We start from the raw sequence: 20853 nt of genomic DNA on the forward strand, positions 1-20853 counted from the left end.
CGGCGGCGCGGGCTCCGGGGACGCGGTCTCCCCGGTGGTGGGCGGGCCGTCGGTCATGAGCACTCCAGCGCGGGCCGCAGGGTCCGCAGGTTCTCTCGCATGATCGTCATGTAGTCGCCGGACGCGCCGTCCTCGATGCCCTCGACCGGGTCCAGGACGGCGGTCCGCACCCCCGCCTCCCGCGCCAGCGACTCGGCCACCTTGGGGCTGACCAGCGTCTCGCTGAAGACCGTCGTCGCGCCGGTGGCGGACACCAGCCGCGTCAGGGCGGCCAGCCGCTTCGGGGACGGCTCGCCCGACGGGTCCACGCCGGCCACCGGAATCTGGCGCAGCCCGTAGCGGTCCGCCAGGTAGCCGAACGCCGCGTGGGCGGTGATGATCTGCCTGCGCTTGCAGGCCTCCAGGCCGTCCCGGAAGTCGCGGTCGAGACGGGCGAGCTCCGCGGCGGTGGCGGCGGCGCGCTCCCGGTACGCGGCGGCGTGGGCGGGGTCGGCGGCGGCCAGCCGCGCGCCGAGGGCGGTCGCGACGGTCGCCATCCGGCTCGGGTCGAGCCAGATGTGCGGGTCGTAGGACGCCTCCCGGTGCCGGACGCCGTCGTGGGCCTCCTCGTCGTCGGTCTCCTCCGGCGGCGGCAGCGTCCGCACGAGGCTCGCCGCGTCGAGGGACCGGCCCTTCGCGTGGGTGCGCACGGCGTCGTCCACGGCCGGCTGGACGCCCTTGACGTGGACGGCGAGCCGGGCGTCGGCGACGTTCGCGACCTGCCGGGCGGTGAGCTCCAGGTCGTGGGGCTCGGTGCCGGGCCTGGTCAGCGTCCGGACGAAGACGTCGCCGCCCCCGACCTTCCCGGCCAGCCAGGCCACCGGGTAGAAGGACGCGACCACCGCGGTCTTGCCGGGCGGCACGTCGGCGCCGGCGTCGGCGCAGCCCGCCAGCCCCGCGGCGAGGCCGGCCAGAGCCAGGGCGGTCGCCGGCAGGGCCCGGAGGGCGGCGCGAGTGGGGGGCACCGTCCGATTATGGACGAAGATGAAAACGGTTGTCAAAACCGCCCGATACCACGTCCCAGGGCGAAACCCACCAGAACGGCCAACGCGACGAGCCGCAGGATCCTTCCCGGGCCGTCCAGCGCGGGCCAGTTCAGATACGCGAACCAGGCCAGCGCCGCGGCGAGGACCAGCACCCCGGCGGCGGCGACCCAGCCCGTCCCGGCCATCCCGACCACCAGCAGCGCGAACACCGCGACGAGCAGGACCCACCGCGGCAGCCGGTGCAGGACCACCACCGGCGCCGCGCTGCGCCGCTCGACGGCGGCCCGCAGCCCCGTCCGCCGCTCATCCGATGTCTCCACGTGCCCAACGTACTGCCAGGATGGGCGGATGATCGCGATAACCCGGTACCGGGTGCCGGGAGAGGCCGCGGACGGCTTCGCCGAGGACATGACCGCGGTGCTCGCGGCGCTGTCGGCGAGCCCCGGCTTCCGCTCCGGCCGCCTCGCCCGGACCGTCGACGACCCCGGCCTCTGGGCCCTCGTCACCGAATGGGACGGGGCGGGCCACTACCGCCGCGCGCTCGGCGCCTACGAGGTGCGGCTCCTGTTCATGCCGCTGGCGGCCCTGGCCGTGGACGAGCCCGGCGCGTACGAGGTCGTCAGCTCCGCCTGAGCCCGGACCGCCCGCCGCGGGCCACCGTCAGGATGCGGGAAACCGGCGGGCAAGAAGCGTCCCGGCCCGGTTTCGGCGGGCCCGGCCATGGTCATCCTTGCCGCAGATGATCATGCCGTGCGCCGCCGGGGGAGTTGTGATGCGCCATGCCGTCCTGTTCAGCGTGTTCTCCGGGATGGCGGTCGCCGCTCCCGTCCTCGCCGCCGCCGGAACGGCCCCCGCGCCGCCCGCGCACGAGCCGCCCGCCGCACTGACCGCCGCTGCCGGGACGCCGCGCGTCGTCGAGTACCGGGGGCTGCGCGTCCCCGTCCCGGCCGGCTGGGAGGTGCACCGGCTCGACCGGGACCCGTCCCGGTGCGTCCGCTTCGACCGGCACGCCGTCTACCTCGGCCGCCCCGGACCCCAGCCGGACTGCCCGGCCCGCGTCGTCGGCCGCACCGAGTCACTGCTGATCGAGCCCGCCGGGGACCACCGCGCGGCCCGCACGGTCGTGCGCGGCACCGGGCTCGCGTCGCTGACCGTGACGCCGTCCGCCGGCCACGAGGCGCGGTTCACCCTTCCCGAGGCCGGGGTGACGATCACCGGTGTGTACGGGACGGACCCGGCGCGGCTCCAGCGGATCCTCCGCGGCACCCGGCTGTCCGCGGGAGGTGCCGCGGTGTCGCCCGGCCGGGGCCTGCGGCCGGGGGAGAGCCCGCCGCCCCCCGTGGACGCTCCATCCGGGCAGGGGCAGGCCCCCGGCCCGGAGCGCCCGTGGGTGCGCGGCAAGGGGTTCGACACCTGCACCGCGCCATCCCTCGCCACGATGGAGGCATGGCGGCCCTCGTTCGAGGTCACCAACATCTACATCGGCGGCGCGGCGCGCGGGTGCGCCCAGCCGAACCTCAGCGCCTCGTGGGTGAGGCAGGTCCGGGCGATGGGCTACCGCATCACGCCCACCTACGTCGGCCTGCAGGCCCCCTGCGGCAGCAGGCCGCAGCGCTTCACCACCCGCAACGCCTCCTCGGAGGGCGCGAAGGCGGCCGTGGACGCCGCCCGCAGGGCCGGGAGGCTGGGCATCCCGAAGGGCAGCCCCATCTACTTCGACATGGAGGCGTACCGCCACCGGAACCGCGCCTGCAAGGCCGCCGTCCTGCGGTTCGTGGACAACTGGGTCGACCGGCTGAAGCGGGAGGGCTACGTCCCGGGCATGTACAGCAGCTCCAGCTCCGGCATCCGGGACGTCGGCCGGGCCAAGGGGATCAGCAAGCCCGTCGCCATCTGGTTCGCCAACTGGGACGGGCGGGCCGAGGTGTACGGCGACCCGTACTTCCCCGACCACCTGTGGTCCCCGCACCGTCGGATCAAGCAGTACCGCGGCGGCCATCGGGAGCGGCACGGCGGCGTCACGCTGAACATCGACAGCAACATCGTCGACGGGCGCGTCTACTAGGGCCTGCTCAGCCGTTCCGGTGCCCTAAGCTGGGAAATGCTCTCCGGCGGCGGCGACGCCCGCGCCGGGGCACTCACCGGGGATCACACTCGCCGCCGCCCGCCGCCGCCGCGGGACGGGGGCGCACTCACTGTCCCGCCGACCGCCAGCCGGATGGAGAATCTTTCATGGCACGCCGTTCCGATGTGCTGGACACGATCGTCAACCTCGCCAAGCGGCGGGGCCTGGTCTACCCGTCGAGCGAGATCTACGGCGGGCTCCGCGCGTCCTGGGACTACGGGCCGCTCGGCGTCGAGCTGAAGAACAACGTCAAGCGCCAGTGGTGGAAGTCCATGGTGCAGGGCCGGGAGGACATCGTCGGCATCGACTCGTGCGTCATCCTGGCGCGCGAGGTCTGGGAGGCCAGCGGCCACGTCCAGGCGTTCGTCGACCCGCTCACCGAGTGCCAGTCCTGCCACAAGCGCTTCCGGGCCGACCACCTGGAGGAGGCCTACGAGGAGAAGCACGGCCGCGCGCCCGCGAACGGCCTCGCCGACATCTCCTGCCCGAACTGCGGCGTCAAGGGCTCCTTCACCGAGCCCAAGATGTTCAACGGGCTGCTCAAGACCTACCTCGGCCCGGTCGAGGACGAGTCCGGCCTCGCCTACCTGCGTCCCGAGACCGCGCAGGGCATCTTCATCAACTACCTGAACGTCCAGCAGTCCGCGCGCCGCAAGGTGCCGTTCGGCATCGGCCAGATCGGCAAGTCGTTCCGCAACGAGATCACGCCCGGCAACTTCATCTTCCGGACCCGCGAGTTCGAGCAGATGGAGATGGAGTTCTTCGTCAAGCCCGGCAGCGACGAGGAATGGCACCAGTACTGGATCGACGAGCGCATGCAGTGGTACGTCGACCTCGGCATCCGCAAGGAGAACCTCCGGCTGTACGAGCACCCGGCCGAGAAGCTGTCGCACTACTCCAAGCGGACCGTGGACGTGGAGTACAAGTTCGACTTCGTCGGCGCCGAGTGGGGCGAGCTGGAGGGCATCGCCAACCGCACCGACTACGACCTGACGACGCACTCCAAGGCCTCCGGCGCCGACCTGTCGTTCTTCGACCAGGAGTCCGGCGAGCGGTTCACCCCGTACGTGATCGAGCCCGCGGCGGGCGTCGACCGCTGCACGCTGACGTTCATGATGGACGCCTACGCCGAGGACGAGGCGCCGAACGCCAAGGGCAAGCTGGAGAAGCGCACCGTCATGCGGCTCGACCGCCGGCTCGCCCCGGTCAAGGTCGCGGTGCTGCCGCTGTCGCGCAATGCCGACCTGTCCCCGAAGGCCCGCGACCTCGCCGCGCGGCTGCGCCGCAACTGGAACGTCGAGTTCGACGACGCCGGCGCCATCGGCCGCCGCTACCGCCGCCAGGACGAGATCGGCACCCCGTTCTGCGTCACCGTCGACTTCGACACCCTGGACGACGACGCGGTGACCGTCCGGGAGCGCGACTCGATGAGCCAGGAGCGCATCGCGATCGGCCAGGTCGAGGCGTTCCTCGCCGCCCAGCTCGTCGGCTGCTGACACCGCCGGCACCGCCGGAGACCGCTACGGGCCGCCCCCCGCGTATGGGGGGCGACCCGCTTCATTTGGGAGCACACCTGGGAGCGTGTCCTTGGGGGAGCGTTCTTTCCTGGGAGCGTCCCGGGTCAGCTCGTGACGTAGAGGGACTGGTCGTAGGTGCCGGACCCGGCGGCGGTCTCGCCCTTGAGGGCGTAGGTGGCGGTGACGGTGGCGGTCGACGGGCAGAGGAAGCTGCCGCCGGTCTTGTTCACCTGGGCGTTCTGGACGCCGACCTGCGCCTCGGAGCTGCTGGTGTCGGGACGCGAGGCGTTGTCGCCGTTGAAGCCGTTGGCGGTCAGGTCGCCGCCGAACTCGCAGGTGATGCCGCCGAAGATGTCCACCGTGGCGCGGACGCTGAAGTTCGCGATCGTGACCGTGGCGTCGCGGCCGCCGGTGTGGCCCTCGTCGAAGACGACGCCGCCGCCCGTCCAGGGCAGGTTCAGCGTCTCGATCGTGGCGCTGGTCGTCCCGGAGCAGGGGCCGCCGCCGTCGCCGCTGAACGTGGCGCTGGTGACGCTGAGGTCGCTTCCGTCGGACTGGATGGACCCGGTCATGGTCGACTCGGTGCAGGAGCCTTCGCCGATCGATGTCGAGACCGTGGCGGTGCCGAGCAGCGAGGCCTGCACGTTGCCGGCGTAGGGGTCGGCCGTGGCCGAGCCCTTGCGGATGGTGGTGGTCGCGGCCGCCGCGGGGGAGACCCCCGCGGCGAGGACGGCCAGGACGGCGGTCCCAATGATCGCGGTCTGTCTCAAACGTGCCACCGGAAACTCCTCTGTCCGGTTCGGGGTGGGCATACGCGAAAGTAATTCGCGTATAGGGCGCGGGCAATGGATGGCGGCCGATTGCGGCCTGGCCGGATTGGGACACCCGCCAGTGTCTGCTGGTAAGGGTGCGTGGTGAGGGTTCGGCAACCTCTTTGTCACGCCGGGCCGCCTTGACGGCCGCGCCCTTCCGTGTTCCGGCAACGGAGAGTGAACGGCGTCCCCGGGCCCTGGATCCTGGGCTAGGTTGGCGGGAACGGCCGGCCGCGGACGTCCGCCGGAGACCACGGAGGGAGGACCGGAATGCGCCACCCGGGCCGTTCCTCCCTGGCCGCGCTCCGGCCGCCCGCCGCGCGGCTGCTCGTCCTCGCGCTCGGCCTCTTCGGCTTCGTCGTCGCGCCCGCCGCGCCGGGCGTCCAGGGCGGGACGTCCCCCAACGGGACGATCACCGGCGTCCGCACCGGACCGGCGCAGACCGCGCCCGCCCGGCCCCGGACCGCCTCCAAGCCGCGGCAGGCCGGCCGGGCCCAGGCCGTCATCACCGCCGTCGCGCTCCACGCGGCGGGGGCGGCACCGCACGCCCAGCCCGCCCACGCGACCCTCCCCGGGTCCGGCGCCGAGGTCAGGCCGCCGTCGCGGCGCGCCGCCCCGCCCGCCGCCGCGCCGGCCGCGCCGGACCTCGCGCCGCGCGGCGTCCCGCGCGGGCGCGCCCCGCCCGCCGCCACACGGATCTGAGCTTTCCCCTTTCCGCGGTGCCGCACGGGACGTGCGGCGCCGAGCCCGTGTGGAGGTTTTCCCTTGACTCGCGCCAACGTGGTGCGGGCGGTACTGGCGTTCGCCGTGCTCGCCACATCGTTCTACTTCGCCTGGTCCGAACCCGCCCGCCTCGGCCTCGACCTGCGCGGCGGCACCCAGATCGTCCTGGAGACCCAGGACTCCCCGACGGTGAAGGCCGACCGGGAGTCCACCGACCGCGCCCGGGAGGTCCTGCAGCGGCGCGTCGACGCGCTCGGCGTCGCCGAGTCGTCCATCACCCGGTCCGGCGACCGGCGGCTGATCGTCGAGCTGCCCGACGTCCAGGACCCGGCCCGCGCGACCGCGGCGATCGGCAAGACCGCGCAGCTCACCGCCCACCCCGTGGTGCCCAACGACGGCCGGCCCGAGAAGGGGCAGCAGCAGATCCCGGACGAGAGCGGGCAGCCGATCATCATCGGCCCGGCCGTGCTCACCGGCGCCGGGATCGGGGAGGCGAGCGCCTCCTACGACCCGCAGAACGTCGGCGGCTGGGCCGTCAACGTCAAGTTCAAGGGCGACGGCGGCAAGACCTGGGAGAAGGTGACCGCCAAGGCGGCCTGCGCGACGGGCGACGAGCGGCGCGTCGCGATCGTCCTGGACGGCAAGGTGATCTCCTCGCCGCAGGTCACCGAGAGCGTGCCCTGCGGGGTCGGCATCACCGGCGGGTCCACCCAGATCACCGGCGACTTCAGCGCCGGCGAGGCCAAGGACCTCGCGGCGCTCATCCAGGGCGGCTCGCTGCCCGTCCCCGTGAAGGTCATCGAGCAGCGGGTCGTCGGCCCGACGCTGGGCGACGAGGCGATCGACGCCAGCGCCCGCGCCGCCGTCATCGGCATCGTCCTCACCGGCCTGTTCATCGTCGCCGTCTACCGCATCGTCGGCCTCCTCGCCACCGTCGCGCTCGCCGGATACGCGCTGATCTCCTACGGCGCGCTCGTCGCGGTCGGCGCGACCCTCACCCTGCCCGGGCTCGCCGGGTTCGTGCTGGCCATCGGCATGGCGATCGACGCCAACGTGCTGGCCTTCGAACGGGCGAGGGAGGAGCGGGCCGCGGCGCCCCGCCGCGGCGCGCGGGCGGCGCTGGCGGTCGGCTTCGACAAGGCGTGGTCGGCGATCGCCGACTCCGCCGTCACCACGCTGCTCGCCGGCGGCCTGCTGTTCTTCCTCGCCTCAGGCCCGGTCAAGGGCTTCGGCGTCACGCTGACCATCGGCGTGATCGGCTCCCTCATCTCCGCGATGCTCGTGAGCCGCGTCCTCACCGACGCCTTCGCCGCGCGCATGCCGAGGCTCGCCAAGGGCAAGGCGGGCGGTCTCGGCGGCGCCGGCCGCATCCGCCGGTGGCTGGAGGAGAGCGGCCCCGACCTGATGAAGCGCAGCCGGCTGTGGCTCGGCGTCTCCGCCCTCGCCGTCGTCGTCGCGGTGACCGGGATCTTCGCCCGGGGCCTGAACTTCGGCGTCGAGTTCACCGGCGGGCGCCTCGTCGAGTACTCCACCAGCCGGCACGTCGACATCGACACCGCCCGCTCCGCCGTCGCCTCCGCCGGGTTCCCGCGCGCCGTCGTCCAGACGTCCGGGCAGGACGACATCTCCGTCCGGACGAGCGACCTCACCAACGAGGAGGAGCAGCGGATCAAGGACGCCCTCGCGAAGGAGGGCGGCGGCGCCACCAAGCAGCGCGACGAGCTGATCGGCCCGAGCCTCGGCGAAGAGCTGCGGAAGAAGGCGCTCATCGCCCTCGGCGTCGCCCTCCTGGTGCAGCTCGCCTACCTGACGATCCGGTTCCGCTGGACGTTCGCGGCCGGCTCGGTCATCGCCATGTTCCACGACATCGCGATCGTCACCGGCATCTTCGCCTGGCTGGGCAAACCGATCGACGGCGTCTTCCTCGCCGCGCTGCTCACCATCATCGGGTACTCGGTGAACGACTCGGTCGTGGTGTTCGACCGCGTCCGGGAGATGTGGACGGCCGACCCCAAGGGCCGCTTCGCCGGCATCGCGAACCGGGGCACCCTGCAGACCGTCCCGCGGACGATCAACACCGGGATGGGGGCGCTGTTCATCCTGGCGGCGCTGGCGGTCCTCGGCGGGGACTCGCTGACCGACTTCGCCATCGCGCTCCTGATCGGCATCGTCGTCGGCACCTACTCCAGCGTCTTCACCGCGACGCCCATCGCCGTCGTCCTGGAGCGCCACTCGAAGACCCCGCCCCCGCAGCCCAAGAGCAAACGCAAGCCCACCCGCCGCACCCCCGACGACTCCGGCGCAGTCGTCTAACCCCCCCGTGCCGCCGGCACCACCCCGGCGCCGGCGGCACGTCGGTCAGGCCAGAGGGGGTTGGGGTTCGCCGTTTTCGGCTCGGATCACCTGCATGACCGCGTTGATCAGGGCCAGGTGGGTGAACGCCTGCGGGAAGTTGCCGAGGTGGCGTCCGGTGTGCGGGTCGATCTCCTCGGCGTACAGCTGCAGCGGGCTCGCGTAGGACAGCAGCTTCTCGCACAGGGCGCGCGCCCGGTCCAGCTCGCCGATCATCACCAGGGCGCTGACCAGCCAGAAGGAGCAGATGGTGAAGGTGCCCTCCTCCGAGTCGAAGCCGTCGTCGGTCTCCGTCGCCCGGTAGCGCAGGACGAGGTCGTCCTCCGACAGCTCGTCGGCGATGGCGAGGACGGTCTCGCGGACGCGCTTGTCATCGGACGGCAGGAAGCCGAGCAGCGGGATCAGCAGCGCCGACGCGTCCAGGGCGGTGGCGCCGTAGTGCGCGGTGAAGACGCCGCGCTCGTCCAGCGCGTTGGCGAGGACGTCGGCGTGGATCTCGTCGGCGGCGGCCTGCCAGCGGCGCGCACGCTCCTGGTCGCCGCGGACGCGGGCGAGCCGCGCGCCGCGGTCGGCCGCGACCCAGCAGAAGATCTTGGACGAGGTGAAGTGCTGCGGCTCGCCGCGCACCTCCCACATGCCGCAGTCGGGCGTCCGCCAGTTGGCGAGGGCGTCCTCCACCTGTCTGACGACGATCTTCCAGAGCCGGTCGTCCAGCCGGTCGCGGCGGCGCACGAACAGGTAGATGGAGCCGATGATCGCGCCCCACACGTCGTGCTGCGCCTGCATGTACGCCTCGTTGCCGATGCGGACCGGGCGGGCGTCGTCGTAGCCGGAGAGGTGCTCGAGCGTGGACTCGGGCAGCTCCTCCCGCCCGTCCAGCCCGTACATGATCTGCAGCTTGCCCTCGGCGGCCTCGGCGACGTCGGTGATGAAGTAGAAGAAGTCGTTGGCCTCCCAGTCGTAGCCGAGCGTGTAGAAGGCCCACAGCGCCATCGTGGAGTCGCGGATCCAGGTGTAGCGGTAGTCCCAGTTGCGGTCCCCGCCCGGCGTCTCCGGCAGCGACGTCGTCGCGGCGGCGGCGACCGCCCCGGACGGCGCGAACGTCAGGCCCTTCAGCGTCAGCGCGCTGCGCTGGAGGTGGCTGCGCCACGGGTGGTCGGGGAAGCGGCCGCGGTCGAGCCAGTGCTGCCAGTGGTGGACGGTCCACACCAGCCGCTCCTGCGCCTCCTCCCACGACGACGGCGGCGCGTGCTCGCTCCACGACAGCGCCACGAACCGGGACTCGCCCTGCTTCAGCAGCGTCCGGGACGTGGCGAGCGACCCCTCGAACCCGACGTTCATGTCGGTGCTGAGCCGCAGCCCCACGCCGTTCCCGCGCGCGGCGGCCTCGTGGTACCCGGCGCCGGTGTGCTCCCACCGCGCCGGGGTCTGGCCGTAGTCGAACACCGGCATGCAGTCGAGCCGGACCTGGACCTGGCCGTTCACGCACCGGACCATCCGCAGCAGGACGTGGTCGGCGTCGTAGTCGGTCGGCGCTCTCCGGTGGGTGTGGGAGCGCTCTGTCTCGTGGTGCCAGGGGCCCATCAGCAGCGCGTCGGTCACGACGAGCCAGCCCCCGTGCACCCACCAGGTGGTCTCCATCACCATGGTGCCGGGGATGTAGCGCTGCGCCGCGGGCACCTCCACGCCCGCGGGGCCGACCCGGAAGTACCCGGCGTCCCGGTCCAGGATGGACCCGAACACGCTCGGGGAGTCCATCTTCGGCAGGCACATCCACTCGATGTTGCCGCTCGGCGCGACCAGGGCGGTCGTCTCGCAGTCGGACAGGAACCCGAAATCGGCTATGGGGGCGAACGGATCTCCCGCCCGGCCGCCGGCGACTCTCGGCCTCACAACCTCACCTCCTTGATCCATCATTCCCTCTCCAGCGCAGTGGGTATGCCAGTCGTGCGGGCCGTGGGTCGCGGGACGGCCCCGCCCGGGACCCGTGTTGCGGCCGTGTGTCCCCGGTCTCACCAGTGGAATAGACCATTATCCGCGGTCTGAGCTGGGATAACGCGCCCCGGCGCACGGGGCGCCGAGCAAGGCCCGACTTCGCGGGTACAGTCCCGGCAAACAGGACAGCGGACCCGCCGCCGCCTGGGGGAACGCGACGTCGCGCGCCCTCGTGCGGGCGGACCCGGAACTGTCACTGGGTGGAACCGGAGCGAGAAGGAGCTCCCCGTGCCGAAGTTCGTGTACGACTTCACTGAGGGAAACAAGGACCTCAAGGATCTGCTGGGCGGCAAGGGCGCCAACCTGGCCGAGATGACCAATCTCGGACTGCCCGTGCCTCCCGGGTTCACGATCACCACGGAGGCCTGCCGTCACTACCTGGAGCACGGGAACCTGCCCGAGGGGCTGGCGGACGAGGTGAACCGGCACCTGGCCGCGCTGGAGTCCGCGATGGGCAAGAGGCTCGGCCAGAGTGACGACCCGCTGCTGGTCAGCGTGCGCTCCGGGGCCAAGTTCAGCATGCCGGGGATGATGGAGACCGTCCTGAACGTCGGGCTGAACGACGAGTCCGTGCACGGCCTCGCGGCCCAGGCGGGGGATGAGCGGTTCGCCTGGGACTCCTACCGGCGGCTGATCCAGATGTTCGGCAAGACCGTCATGGACATCGACGGCGACCTGTTCGAGGACGCCGTCGAGGAGGTCAAGCGGGCCCGCGGCAGCGACGACGACGTGGACCTGACCGCCGAGGACTTCAAGGAGCTCGTCGGCCGGTTCAAGGACATCGTCCAGGAGCAGGCCGGCCGCGACTTCCCGACCGACCCGCGCGAGCAGATGGACCTGGCCGTCAAGGCGGTGTTCGACTCCTGGAACGCGCCCCGCGCCATCCTGTACCGCCGCCAGGAGCGCATCCCGGTCGACCTCGGCACCGCCGTGAACATCTGCTCGATGGTCTTCGGCAACATGGGCATGGACTCCGGGACGGGCGTCGCGTTCACCCGCGACCCCGCGTCCGGGCAGCAGGGCGTCTACGGCGACTACCTGCAGAACGCGCAGGGCGAGGACGTCGTCGCCGGCATCCGCAACACCGTTCCGCTCAAGGAGCTGGAGCGGATCGACAAGGCGTCCTACGACCGGCTTCTCCAGATCATGGAGACGCTGGAGAACCACTACCGCGACATGTGCGACATCGAGTTCACGATCGAGCGCGGGAAGCTGTGGATGCTGCAGACCCGGGTCGGCAAGCGGACGGCCGGCGCGGCGTTCCGCATCGCCTGCCAGCTGCTCGACCAGGGACTGATCGACCTGGACGAGGCCGCCCGCCGCGTCACCGGCGACCAGCTCGCCCAGCTCATGTTCCCGCGCTTCGCGGACCGGGTCGACGGCGTCCGCAGGCTCACCAAGGGGATGAACGCCTCGCCGGGCGCCGCCGTCGGCAAGGCCGTGTTCACCTCCGAGCGGGCCGTGGAACTCGCCGAGCGGGGCGAGGACGTGATCCTCGTCCGCCGGGAGACCAACCCCGACGACCTCGCCGGGATGGTCGCCGCGAAGGGCGTGCTGACGTCCCGCGGCGGCAAGACCTCGCACGCCGCCGTCGTCGCCCGCGGCATGGGCAAGACCTGCGTCTGCGGCGCCGAGGAGCTGGACGTCGACGTCAAGAACGGGCACTTCACCGCGCCCGGCGGCGTGACGGTGAGCGAGGGCGACGTGATCTCGATCGACGGGACGTCCGGTGACGTCTACCTCGGCGAGGTGCCCGTCGAGGACTCCCCGGTCGTCCAGTACTTCGAGGGGCGGCTGACCGCCGGGGACGGCGACGACCTCGTCAAGGCCGTCGACCGCGTCATGGCGCACGCCGACGCCCGCGCCGCGCTCAAGGTCCGCGCGAACTCCGACAACCCCGGGGACTCCGCCCGGGCGCGCCGGTTCGGCGCGGCCGGCATCGGGCTGTGCCGCACCGAGCACATGTTCCTCGGCGACCGGCGGCAGCTGGTCGAGAAGCTCATCCTCGCCGAGGACGACAAGGAGCGGCAGGCCGCGCTTGACGCCCTGGAGCCGCTGCAGAAGAGCGACTTCGAGGGCATCTTCGAGGCCATGGACGGGCTGCCCGTCACGATCCGGCTGATCGACCCGCCGCTGCACGAGTTCCTTCCCGACATCACCGAGCTGTCGGTCAGGGTCGCGCTCGCGGGCGAGGACGCGGACGCCAAGGACCGCAGGCTGCTCGAAGCGGTCAACCGGCTGCACGAGCAGAACCCTATGCTGGGCCTGCGCGGGGTGCGGCTCGGTTTGGTGATTCCCGGCCTGTTCGCGATGCAGGTCCGCGCGATCGCCGAGGCCGCGGCCGCCCGCAGGAGGGCCGGCGGCGACCCGCGGCCGGAGATCATGATCCCGCTCGTCGGCGCGGTCCAGGAGCTGGAGGCCGTCCGGGACGAGGCCCGCGAGATCCTGGACGCGGTCCGGCGGGAGACCGGCATCGACGTCCCCGCGCTGATCGGCACCATGATCGAGCTGCCGCGGGCCGCGCTGACCGCCGGGCAGATCGCCGAGGCCGCCGAGTTCTTCTCCTTCGGCACCAACGACCTCACCCAGACGACCTGGGGGTTCTCCCGGGACGACGTCGAGGCGGCGTTCTTCTCCCGGTACCTGGAGCTCGGCATCTTCGGGGTGTCGCCGTTCGAGACCCTCGACCGGGAGGGCGTCGGGCGGCTGGTCCGGATCGCCGCGGAGGAGGGGCGCCGGGCGCGTCCCGGCATCAAGCTCGGCATCTGCGGCGAGCACGGCGGCGACCCCGACTCGGTGCACTTCTGCCACGAGGTCGGCCTCGACTACGTGTCCTGCTCGCCGTTCCGCATCCCCGTCGCCCGGCTGGAGGCGGGCCGCGCGGCGATCGCGGCGATCGAGGCGGGCGCGGCGTCCGGCGGCAGCGACAGCCGCTGAGCGCCCTTCCCGGGCGGCCCGCCGCACGTCTCGTCCCGGCGGGCCGCCTGGGAAGGAATGGGATTAACGCCACACGGCGACCTGGCGAACCTGGCACACGTGCCGGACCATCTCACTAACGTGTCCGATGCGATGACGTTGGAAGTGGAAATGCCGGAGCCGCCGCCTGACGACCGCGGAGCGGACGAGCCCGGGGACGAGGCCTCCGAGCCGAAGAAGCGCGTCCGGCGCCGCAGGTCGCGGTGGATCACCGTCCCGCTGAGCATCGTCGCCGGGCTGCTGGCGATCGCCGTGCTGACGCCCGCCGTCGTCGGGGCGCGGATCTGGTTCCAGGCCCGGCAGGACGAGCGGCCCCGCTCCGACGCGATCATCGTGCTCGGCGCCGCGCAGTACAACGGGGAGCCGTCCCCGACGCTCCAGTGGCGGCTCCAGCACGCCCTCGACCTCTACCGCAAGGGCGTCGCGCCCGCCATCGTGACCGTCGGCGGCAAGGCCCCCGGCGACAACTACACCGAGGCGGGCGCCGGCCGCACCTGGCTGATCGAGAAGGGCGGAGTGCCCGCGTCCAGGGTCTTCGCGGTGCCCGTGGGGCGTGACACGCTGGAGAGCATGAAGGCCGTGGGCAAGGAGTTCGACCGGCACCACTGGTCGTCCGGGGTGATCGTCACCGACCCGTGGCACGGGCTGCGGTCCAAGAAGATGGCCGAGGACAACGGCGTCAAGGCCGCCGCCTCGCCGACCCGCAGCGGCCCGAGCGTGCAGACCCGCGACACCCAGTTCAACTACATCCTCCGGGAGACCGGCGGGTACCTGTCGTACGTGCTGCTCGGCAAGAGCGTCCAGGTGCCGGACGAGACCGTCAAGCGCATCCGCATCGACCCCTCCGAGACGGCCTCCCCCGCCCCGCCCGCCTCGCCGGGCGGCTGACGCCCACCGCACCCCTTTACCCTGGATAGGGCCATGACGACCAACGCGAACCAGGGGTATGCGGACCGCGACCGGCGGCGGTGGGCGCCCGAGCCCGCCAAGCGCCGCGACCGGACGGCGTTCGAGCGCGACCGCGCCCGCGTGCTGCACAGCGCGGCGCTGCGGCGCCTCGCCGCCAAGACGCAGGTGGCCTCGCCCGGCGCGGACGCCGCCGCCGACACCGTGCAGAGCCTGCGCACCCGGCTCACCCACTCGCTCGAATGCGCGCAGGTCGGCCGCGAGCTGGGCAAGTCGCTCGGCTGCGACCCCGACCTGGTGGAGACGGCCTGCCTGTCGCACGACATCGGGCACCCGCCGTTCGGCCACAACGGCGAGTACGCGCTCGACATCGTCGCCCGCGACTGCGGCGGCTTCGAGGGCAACGCCCAGAGCCTGCGCGTCCTGACGCGGCTGGAGCCCAAGTCGTTCGCGCCGGACGGCCCGCCGCTGCACGGCCGCAGCGTCGGGCTCAACCTGACCCGGGCCGCGCTGGACGCCGCGATGAAGTACCCGTGGTCCCAGGCGGAGGCCGTGAACGGCAAGTTCGGCGTCTACGACGACGACGTCGACGTGGCGCGCTGGGTCCGGGAGGGCGCCGAGCCGGGGCGGACGTGCTTCGAGGCCCAGGTCATGGACTGGAGCGACGACGTCGCCTACTCCGTCCACGACCTGGAGGACGCGCTGGTCGCCGGGCACGTCGACTTCGTCCGGCTCGCCGATCGCGCCGAGCGCCGCCTGGTCGCCGCCACGGCGGCCAAGCTGTACTGCCCGGACGCCGCGCCGGCGGAGCTGGAGGAGTGCTTCGCGGCGCTGCTGGCCGAGCCGTGCTGGCCGGACCGCTACGACGGCACCCCGCGCAGCCTCGCCGCCCTGAAGAACCTGACCAGCACCCTCATCGGGCGGTTCTGCCTGGCCGCCGAGACCGCCACCCGGGAGGCCTACGGCGACCGCCCGCTGACCCGGTACGCGGCCGAGCTGATCGTCCCGCGCGTGCAGCGGCTGGAGAACGCGCTGCTCAAGGGCATCACGGCGCACTACGTGTGGATCAGCCACGAGGAGATCAGGGCCCGCCAGCGGACGCTGATCACCGAGCTGGCCGAGATGATGCTGGCCGGGGCGCCCGGCACCCTCGACCCCGGGTTCCAGGACGCGTTCGTGGACGCCGGGGACGACGCGGCCCGGCTGCGCGCCGTGATCGACCAGATCGCCTCGCTGACCGACCTGTCCGCGGTGGCCCGGCACCGCATGCTGGGCGATCGCTCGCGCTGACCTCCAGGGGGCGTTAGCGGGGGAGGAACATGCCCCGACGCGCCCATCGGCGGCCCTTGTCTCGTTACGGAGGCCGCTGTAGGGATAGCTACAGGTCAACTACAGGAGGTCGCCATGCCCGAGGAGACGTTCGTCATCGCCGGTGCCGGCCTGGCGGGTGCCAAGGCGGCGGAGACGCTGCGCGAGGAGGGCTTCGCGGGCAGAGTGGTCCTCGTCGGGGAGGAGATCGAGCGGCCCTACGAGCGGCCGCCGCTGTCCAAGGGCTTCCTGCTGGACAAGGAGCCGCGCGAGAAGGCGCACGTCCACGAGGCGGACTGGTACGACAAGCACGACGTGGAGCTGCGGGTCGGCATGTCGGTCGCGTCGATCGACCGGGGCGCGCACCAGGTCAGGCTGTCCTCCAAGGAACCGGTCTCCTACGACCGGCTGCTGCTGGCGACGGGCGCCGCCCCGAGGCGGCTGGACGTCCCCGGGTCCAAGCTCCAGGGCATCCACTACCTCCGGACGATGGCCGACGCGGCGGCGCTGAAGCAGGCGCTCGCGCACGGCGGGCGGCGGGTCGTGGTGGCCGGGGCGGGCTGGATCGGGCTGGAGACCGCCGCGGCCGCCCGCTCCTACGGCAACGACGTGACGATCATCGAGCCGGAGCCGACGCCGCTGCACGCCGCGATGGGGCCCGAGCTCGGCGCCAGGTTCGCCGACCTGCACCGCCGCAACGGCGTCATCCTGCGGCTGGACGAGGGCGTCGCCGGCTTCTGGGGCGCCGGGCAGGTGTCGGCCGTCGTCACCTCGGGCGGCGCCGAGGTGCCCGCGGACGTGGTGGTCGTCGGCATCGGGGTGAGGCCCGTGACCGCGATCGCGGAGGCCGCCGGGCTGGAGGTGTCGGACGGGATCCTCGTCGACCAGTCGCTGCGCACGTCCGACCCCGACATCTACGCGGCCGGGGACGCCGCCAACGCCTACAACCCGCTGCTCGGCCGCCGGATCCGCGTGGAGCACTGGGCGAACGCGCTGAACGGCGGGCCCGCCGCCGCCCGCGCCATGCTCGGCCAGGACGTCGTCTACGACCGGGTCCCCTACTTCTTCAGCGACCAGTACGACCTCGGGATGGAGATGTCGGGCGTCGCGGCGCCGGGGGAGTACGACGAGATCGTGTACCGCGGCGACCCCGAGGGAGGCGAGTTCATCGCGTTCTGGCTGTCGGGCGGCCGGGTCGTCGCCGGGATGAACGTCAACGTCTGGGACGTCACCGGGGACGTCCAGGCGCTGATCCGCTCCGGGCGGCCGGTGGACGCGGCCCGTCTCGCCGACGCCGCCGTGCCTCTCGCCGATCTGGTGTGAGGGCGGCTCCGATGTGAGGGCGGCGCGTTGGGCACGTACAGTCGGGCCGGTGGTCACGGAGAATCTCGCCGCGTTACGACGTGCCCGTGTCGCGGTGACGCTGGTGTTCGCCGCGCACGGCCTGCTCGGCGCCGCCTGGGTCGCCCGCATCCCGCAGATCAAGGAGCATCTCGGGCTGGGTGAGGGCGCGATGGGCGTGGCGCTGCTCGGCGCGCCCGCCGGCGTCGTCGCGGCGGTGCGGTTCGCGGGCCCGATCATCGCGCGGTGGGGGAGCCGGCCGGCGACGGCCGGTGCCGGTGTCGCCTGCGCGGTGTCGCTGCCGCCGCTCGGCCTCGCCTGGAACCTCGGCGCGCTGATCGTCGCCCTGCTGCTGATGGGCGCCTCTCTCGGCCTGATGGACGTGGCGATGAACGCGCAGGGCGTGGCCGTCGAGCGCGGGTACGGCCGCCCGCTGATGTCCGGACTGCACGGCTCCTACAGCATCGGGACGCTGCTCGCCGCGCTGGCCGGTGCGGGCGCCGCCCACGCGGAGGTGCCCGTGCCGCTGCATCTGGCGGTGGCCTCCGCCGTCCTCGCGGTGCTGGTCCTGGCGTCCTGCCGGAACCTGCTGGACCGTTCCGCGGACGCCCTGCCCGAGACGGACGGCGCGGCGGTCGCCGCCGGGCCCCGGTCCCGGTGGCCGCTGCTCATGCTCGGCGTGATCGGGCTGTGCTCGTTCGTCGGCGAGGGCGCCATGGCGGACTGGAGCGCGATCCACCTGCGGGAGAACCTCGGCACCGGGCCCGGCGTCGCGGGCCTCGGCTACGCCGGGTGCGCGGTGGCGATGACGGTGGGGCGGCTCACCGGTGACCAGGTGGTGGCGCGGTTCGGGCCGGTCCGGGTGCTGCGGGCGGGGTCGCTGGTCGCCGCGCTCGGCCTCGGGCTGGGCCTCGCGGCCGGCGACCCGACGGCGGCGGTGGCCGGATTCACACTGTTCGGCCTCGGGGTCGCGGTGGTGGCGCCCGTCACGTTCAGCGCGGCCGGCAACATCCCCGGCGTGCCCGCCGCGGCCGGGATCTCCCGGGTCACCGGGGTCGGCTATCTCGGCCTGCTCGGCGGCCCGCCGGTCATCGGATTCGTCGCGCAGGGCGTGGGGCTGACGTGGGCGCTGGCCGTCCCGGTGGCGCTGGCCGGGCTGATCGTCCTGCTGGCCCCGGCGGCCGCCCCGGCGACCGACACCGCCGCCGACACGGCCGGTCGCAAGCCCGTCACCGATCCTGATCTCTGACCGGCCTGCGACTTCCGTATATGTCCTACTCAGGTAAGGTCTGGGCGGGTGGACACCATGCAGCGGTCGAGACCCGCCAAAACGGTCTCGTCCGCCCCGGCGTACCGGACATTCCTCCGTGAACTGCTCAGTTTTGGTTTCGTGGGGTGCGTCGGCACGCTGATCATGATCTTCGGCGCCAACCTGATGCGCGCGTGGCTCGGCGGCAGCCCGGTCACCAGCGTCGCCGTGCCGGCCGTGGTGTCCACGCTGTCCTCCTACCTGCTCAACCGCTTCTGGACGTTCCGGCACCGCGACAGCGACGGCTCCGGCCGGGAGGTCGCGATCTTCTTCGCGCTGAACGGCGTCGGCCTGCTGATCCAGGTGCTGTGCACCGGCTTCACCTACTACACCCTCGGCCTCCACGGCGGCGTCGCCTACAACCTCGGGCTGCTCGCCGGCGTCGGGCTCGGCTCGGCGTTCCGTTACTGGTCGTACAAGAAGTGGGTGTTCACCCCCGCCGCGGTCTGACGCGGTCGCTCAGCGCCCGGCCGGGACGATCTTCTCGGTCTGGGTGAGGGCCTCGCCGAGGACGGGAGCGAGGTCCTGCCCGGTGCCCTGCGAGAAGATCGCGTGGTCGACGCCCTTCTCCGCGAGCCGCCCGATCGCGTCGGCGGCCTGGTCGGCCGAGGGCGTGCCCTCGAGGAGGGTCAGCGCGGTCTTCTCGATCTCGTCGTAGTCGCGGCCCTCGCGCTCGCAGTGCTCCCGCAGCACGTCCAGCTTGTGCGGCAGCTCGTCACCGTCGAAGAGGTTGCACGCGTCGGCGTACTTCGCGACGAACCGGAGCGTCTTCTTCTCCCCGCCTCCGCCGATGAGGATCGGCGGGTGCGGGCGCCGCAGCGCGGGCGGCGAGTTCAGGGGCCGCTCCAGCCTGTAGTGCTCGCCCTCGAACGGCGCCTCGTCGCCCTCCCACATCTGGCGGGCGATCCGCAGCGTCTCCTCCAGCCGTTCGAAACGCTCCGCGGTGGGCGGGAACGCGACGCCGAGGCCCCGCGACTCCTCCTCGTTCCACGCCGCGCCGATGCCGAGCCAGGCCCGCCCGCCCGACAGGACGTCCAGCGTCGTCACCGTCTTGACCAGGATGCCGGGCTCCCGGTACGTCACGCCGGTGACCATCGTCCCGAGCGAGATCCGCTCGGTGAGCGCGGCCGCGTAGGCGAGCGCGGTGTAGCCCTCGAGCATCGGGTCCTCCGAGGGCCCCACGCCGCGGATCTGGAAGAAGTGGTCCATCACCCACAGCGAGTGCAGCCCGCCCTGGTCGGCCTCGCGGGCCATGCGCCCGAACGTCGGGGCGATCTCCTCGGGGCCGCCGGGGTGGGTGAAGCTCGGAATCTGGAGTCCAACGCGCATGGCCGTCGTCCCTCACGTGTCGCAGTGCTCTCTCGGCTGTCCCTTCCCACTCTGTGACCTGGAGCGCACTCCAGGTCAAGTGCGGCGGCCGGCGTTGACCTGGAGTGCACTCCAGGTGCGATCCTGGGAGACGTGAGTCACTACTCTCCCGCCGAGACCGCCGAGAAGAGCGGTTTCAGTATCGACACGCTGCGTTACTACGAGAAGATCGGGCTGCTCTCCGGGATCGCGCGGAACGCGTCCGGGCGGCGCGTGTTCAGCGACAGCGACCTTCAGTGGCTCGGGATGCTGCGCTGCCTGCGCGGCACCGGGATGCCGATCGCCGAGATGCTGCGCTACTCCGAGCTGGCCCGCGGCGGAGGCGAGACCGTCCAGGAGCGGCTCGAACTGCTGCAGGAGCACGACCGCCGGGTCGAGGAGCAGATCGCGACGCTGCGCGCGCAGCAGGAGCAGATCAAGACGAAGATCGGCTACTACCGGGACGCCGCGGCGCTCTGCACCCCCGCCACCGCCTCGGTCTAACGGGTCACCGCCACCCGGACGTGCGGCCCAGCATGCGCAGCAGCCGGTCATCCGGCCGCGCGCCGTCCGGGGAGGGGACGGACGGGGCGAACGGCTCGCCGGGACCGCGGCCGTCCTCGGGGACGATCGCGGCGACCTTCAGCGCCGCGTCCACCAGGTCCTCCGGGGGCTCCCACGGGACACCGATCGTGGCCGCGACGTCCCACGCGTGGATGACCAGGTCGACGAAGTGGAAGCTGATCGCCAGGGACGCGGGGAAGGCGCCGCCGTCGCGGATCTCCGGAAGGACGAGTTGGGCGTCCAGCGCCACGTCGGTGAACGCGCGGGCCACCAGATCGGCGGAGGCCTTCGCGGCCTCGTAGGGGTCGTCGCCGAGGTCGCCGCCCCGCCAGCGGGACAGGCGGCCGCCGTCGCCCCGTGCCGCGGCGGCGAAGCCCTCGTCCTGGCCGACCTGGTGGCGCAGGAGGCCGTGCAGGGTCCAGTCGGGGCAGGGCGTGGGCAGCGTGAGCGCGTCCGGCTTCACCTGCGCGACGGCGGCCAGATAGAGGTCGGCCGCCCTCCGGTCCAGCGGGCGGAAATCGGTGCTGAGCAGTTCGGTGAGCAGATCCATGCC

At 72.7% G+C, this 20853-nt stretch carries 18 protein-coding genes; 12 read left to right on the top strand and 6 right to left on the bottom strand.

The features are described from left to right. Window positions 1–53 precede the first annotated feature (53 nt). Both ABGB11_RS33610 and ABGB11_RS33615 read right to left on the bottom strand, forming a co-directional pair. Entirely contained in the window at window positions 54–1004 is a 951-nt protein-coding gene (locus tag ABGB11_RS33610; RefSeq protein ID WP_347639501.1) for a metal ABC transporter substrate-binding protein, read from the bottom strand. A 32-nt stretch (window positions 1005–1036) separates the two neighbouring features. Beyond that, window positions 1037–1345: a DUF6703 family protein gene (locus ABGB11_RS33615; RefSeq protein WP_347639502.1), complete on the bottom strand. Its 309-nt coding sequence runs from the start codon at window positions 1343–1345 to the stop codon at window positions 1037–1039. 28 nt (window positions 1346–1373) lie between these two features. Here ABGB11_RS33615 and ABGB11_RS33620 point away from each other — a divergent pair, with 28 nt between their 5' ends. The 3 genes from ABGB11_RS33620 (at window position 1374) to ABGB11_RS33630 (ending at window position 4646) form a co-directional block, all read left to right on the top strand. Beyond that, window positions 1374–1658 (top strand): antibiotic biosynthesis monooxygenase family protein, encoded by a 285-nt coding sequence (locus ABGB11_RS33620; protein WP_347639503.1) that lies wholly within the window; start codon window positions 1374–1376, stop codon window positions 1656–1658. Window positions 1659–1797: 139 nt separating this feature from the next. Next, window positions 1798–3090 (top strand): DUF1906 domain-containing protein, encoded by a 1293-nt coding sequence (locus ABGB11_RS33625; protein ID WP_347639504.1) that lies wholly within the window; start codon window positions 1798–1800, stop codon window positions 3088–3090. Window positions 3091–3257: 167 nt separating this feature from the next. Next, window positions 3258–4646: a glycine--tRNA ligase gene (locus ABGB11_RS33630; RefSeq protein WP_347639505.1), complete on the top strand. Its 1389-nt coding sequence runs from the start codon at window positions 3258–3260 to the stop codon at window positions 4644–4646. A gap of 125 nt (window positions 4647–4771) precedes the next feature. Here the strand turns inward: ABGB11_RS33630 and ABGB11_RS33635 are convergent, their stop codons facing one another. Continuing rightward, window positions 4772–5446 (bottom strand): hypothetical protein, encoded by a 675-nt coding sequence (locus ABGB11_RS33635; protein ID WP_347639506.1) that lies wholly within the window; start codon window positions 5444–5446, stop codon window positions 4772–4774. Between the two features lie 303 nt (window positions 5447–5749). Here ABGB11_RS33635 and ABGB11_RS33640 point away from each other — a divergent pair, with 303 nt between their 5' ends. Then, window positions 5750–6181, top strand: a complete 432-nt coding sequence (locus ABGB11_RS33640; protein WP_347639507.1) for a hypothetical protein — start codon at window positions 5750–5752, stop codon at window positions 6179–6181. Between the two features lie 63 nt (window positions 6182–6244). Further along, a complete protein-coding gene (secD, locus tag ABGB11_RS33645) occupies window positions 6245–8515 on the top strand; it encodes a protein translocase subunit SecD (protein WP_347639508.1) in 2271 nt (756 codons plus the stop codon). Window positions 8516–8560: 45 nt separating this feature from the next. Here secD and ABGB11_RS33650 read toward each other — a convergent pair whose 3' ends face one another. After that, the gene (locus ABGB11_RS33650) at window positions 8561–10447 is read right to left on the bottom strand and encodes a glycoside hydrolase family 15 protein (RefSeq protein WP_347639509.1); all 1887 of its coding nucleotides are present in this window, start codon (window positions 10445–10447) and stop codon (window positions 8561–8563) included. 330 nt (window positions 10448–10777) lie between these two features. On the opposite strand from ABGB11_RS33650, the gene ppdK reads away from it, so the two are divergent. The 6 genes from ppdK to ABGB11_RS33680 all read left to right on the top strand — a co-directional run bounded on the left by ppdK (window position 10778) and on the right by ABGB11_RS33680 (window position 18839). After that, window positions 10778–13486, top strand: a complete 2709-nt coding sequence (gene ppdK, locus ABGB11_RS33655) for a pyruvate, phosphate dikinase (protein WP_347639510.1) — start codon at window positions 10778–10780, stop codon at window positions 13484–13486. A gap of 132 nt (window positions 13487–13618) precedes the next feature. Further along, the gene (locus tag ABGB11_RS33660) at window positions 13619–14413 is read left to right on the top strand and encodes a YdcF family protein (protein ID WP_347639511.1); all 795 of its coding nucleotides are present in this window, start codon (window positions 13619–13621) and stop codon (window positions 14411–14413) included. Between the two features lie 33 nt (window positions 14414–14446). Further along, window positions 14447–15721, top strand: a complete 1275-nt coding sequence (locus tag ABGB11_RS33665; RefSeq protein ID WP_347639512.1) for a deoxyguanosinetriphosphate triphosphohydrolase — start codon at window positions 14447–14449, stop codon at window positions 15719–15721. A gap of 114 nt (window positions 15722–15835) precedes the next feature. Next, on the top strand, window positions 15836–17062 hold the full coding sequence (locus tag ABGB11_RS33670; protein WP_347639513.1) for an FAD-dependent oxidoreductase: 1227 nt from the start codon (window positions 15836–15838) through the stop codon (window positions 17060–17062). A gap of 49 nt (window positions 17063–17111) precedes the next feature. Then, window positions 17112–18329: an MFS transporter gene (locus ABGB11_RS33675; RefSeq protein ID WP_347639514.1), complete on the top strand. Its 1218-nt coding sequence runs from the start codon at window positions 17112–17114 to the stop codon at window positions 18327–18329. Window positions 18330–18386: 57 nt separating this feature from the next. Then, complete coding sequence (locus tag ABGB11_RS33680) at window positions 18387–18839, top strand: GtrA family protein (protein WP_347639567.1); 453 nt, start codon at window positions 18387–18389, stop codon at window positions 18837–18839. 9 nt (window positions 18840–18848) lie between these two features. On the opposite strand, the gene ABGB11_RS33685 is transcribed toward ABGB11_RS33680, so the two are convergent. Beyond that, window positions 18849–19718, bottom strand: coding sequence for an LLM class F420-dependent oxidoreductase (locus ABGB11_RS33685; RefSeq protein WP_347639515.1), 870 nt, complete (start codon window positions 19716–19718; stop codon window positions 18849–18851). 132 nt (window positions 19719–19850) lie between these two features. On the opposite strand from ABGB11_RS33685, the gene ABGB11_RS33690 reads away from it, so the two are divergent. After that, window positions 19851–20240: a MerR family transcriptional regulator gene (locus tag ABGB11_RS33690; protein ID WP_347639516.1), complete on the top strand. Its 390-nt coding sequence runs from the start codon at window positions 19851–19853 to the stop codon at window positions 20238–20240. 4 nt (window positions 20241–20244) lie between these two features. Here ABGB11_RS33690 and ABGB11_RS33695 read toward each other — a convergent pair whose 3' ends face one another. Next, window positions 20245–20850, bottom strand: a complete 606-nt coding sequence (locus ABGB11_RS33695; protein WP_347639517.1) for a TIGR03086 family metal-binding protein — start codon at window positions 20848–20850, stop codon at window positions 20245–20247. Window positions 20851–20853 lie beyond the last annotated feature (3 nt).

This window comes from Actinomadura sp. B10D3 (genome assembly GCF_039871695.1).
GTDB classification, from domain to species: domain Bacteria; phylum Actinomycetota; class Actinomycetes; order Streptosporangiales; family Streptosporangiaceae; genus Spirillospora; species Spirillospora madurae.

Coding starts and splice junctions, on each gene's coding strand:
- ABGB11_RS33620 (WP_347639503.1), top strand. CDS start 1,374: ATGATCGCGATAACCCGGTACCGGGTGCCGGGAGAGGCCGCGGACGGC.
- ABGB11_RS33625 (WP_347639504.1), top strand. CDS start 1,798: ATGCGCCATGCCGTCCTGTTCAGCGTGTTCTCCGGGATGGCGGTCGCC.
- ABGB11_RS33630 (WP_347639505.1), top strand. CDS start 3,258: ATGGCACGCCGTTCCGATGTGCTGGACACGATCGTCAACCTCGCCAAG.
- ABGB11_RS33640 (WP_347639507.1), top strand. CDS start 5,750: ATGCGCCACCCGGGCCGTTCCTCCCTGGCCGCGCTCCGGCCGCCCGCC.
- ABGB11_RS33660 (WP_347639511.1), top strand. CDS start 13,619: ATGACGTTGGAAGTGGAAATGCCGGAGCCGCCGCCTGACGACCGCGGA.
- ABGB11_RS33665 (WP_347639512.1), top strand. CDS start 14,447: ATGACGACCAACGCGAACCAGGGGTATGCGGACCGCGACCGGCGGCGG.
- ABGB11_RS33670 (WP_347639513.1), top strand. CDS start 15,836: ATGCCCGAGGAGACGTTCGTCATCGCCGGTGCCGGCCTGGCGGGTGCC.
- ABGB11_RS33680 (WP_347639567.1), top strand. CDS start 18,387: ATGCAGCGGTCGAGACCCGCCAAAACGGTCTCGTCCGCCCCGGCGTAC.
- ABGB11_RS33685 (WP_347639515.1), bottom strand. CDS start 19,718: ATGCGCGTTGGACTCCAGATTCCGAGCTTCACCCACCCCGGCGGCCCC.
- ABGB11_RS33695 (WP_347639517.1), bottom strand. CDS start 20,850: ATGGATCTGCTCACCGAACTGCTCAGCACCGATTTCCGCCCGCTGGAC.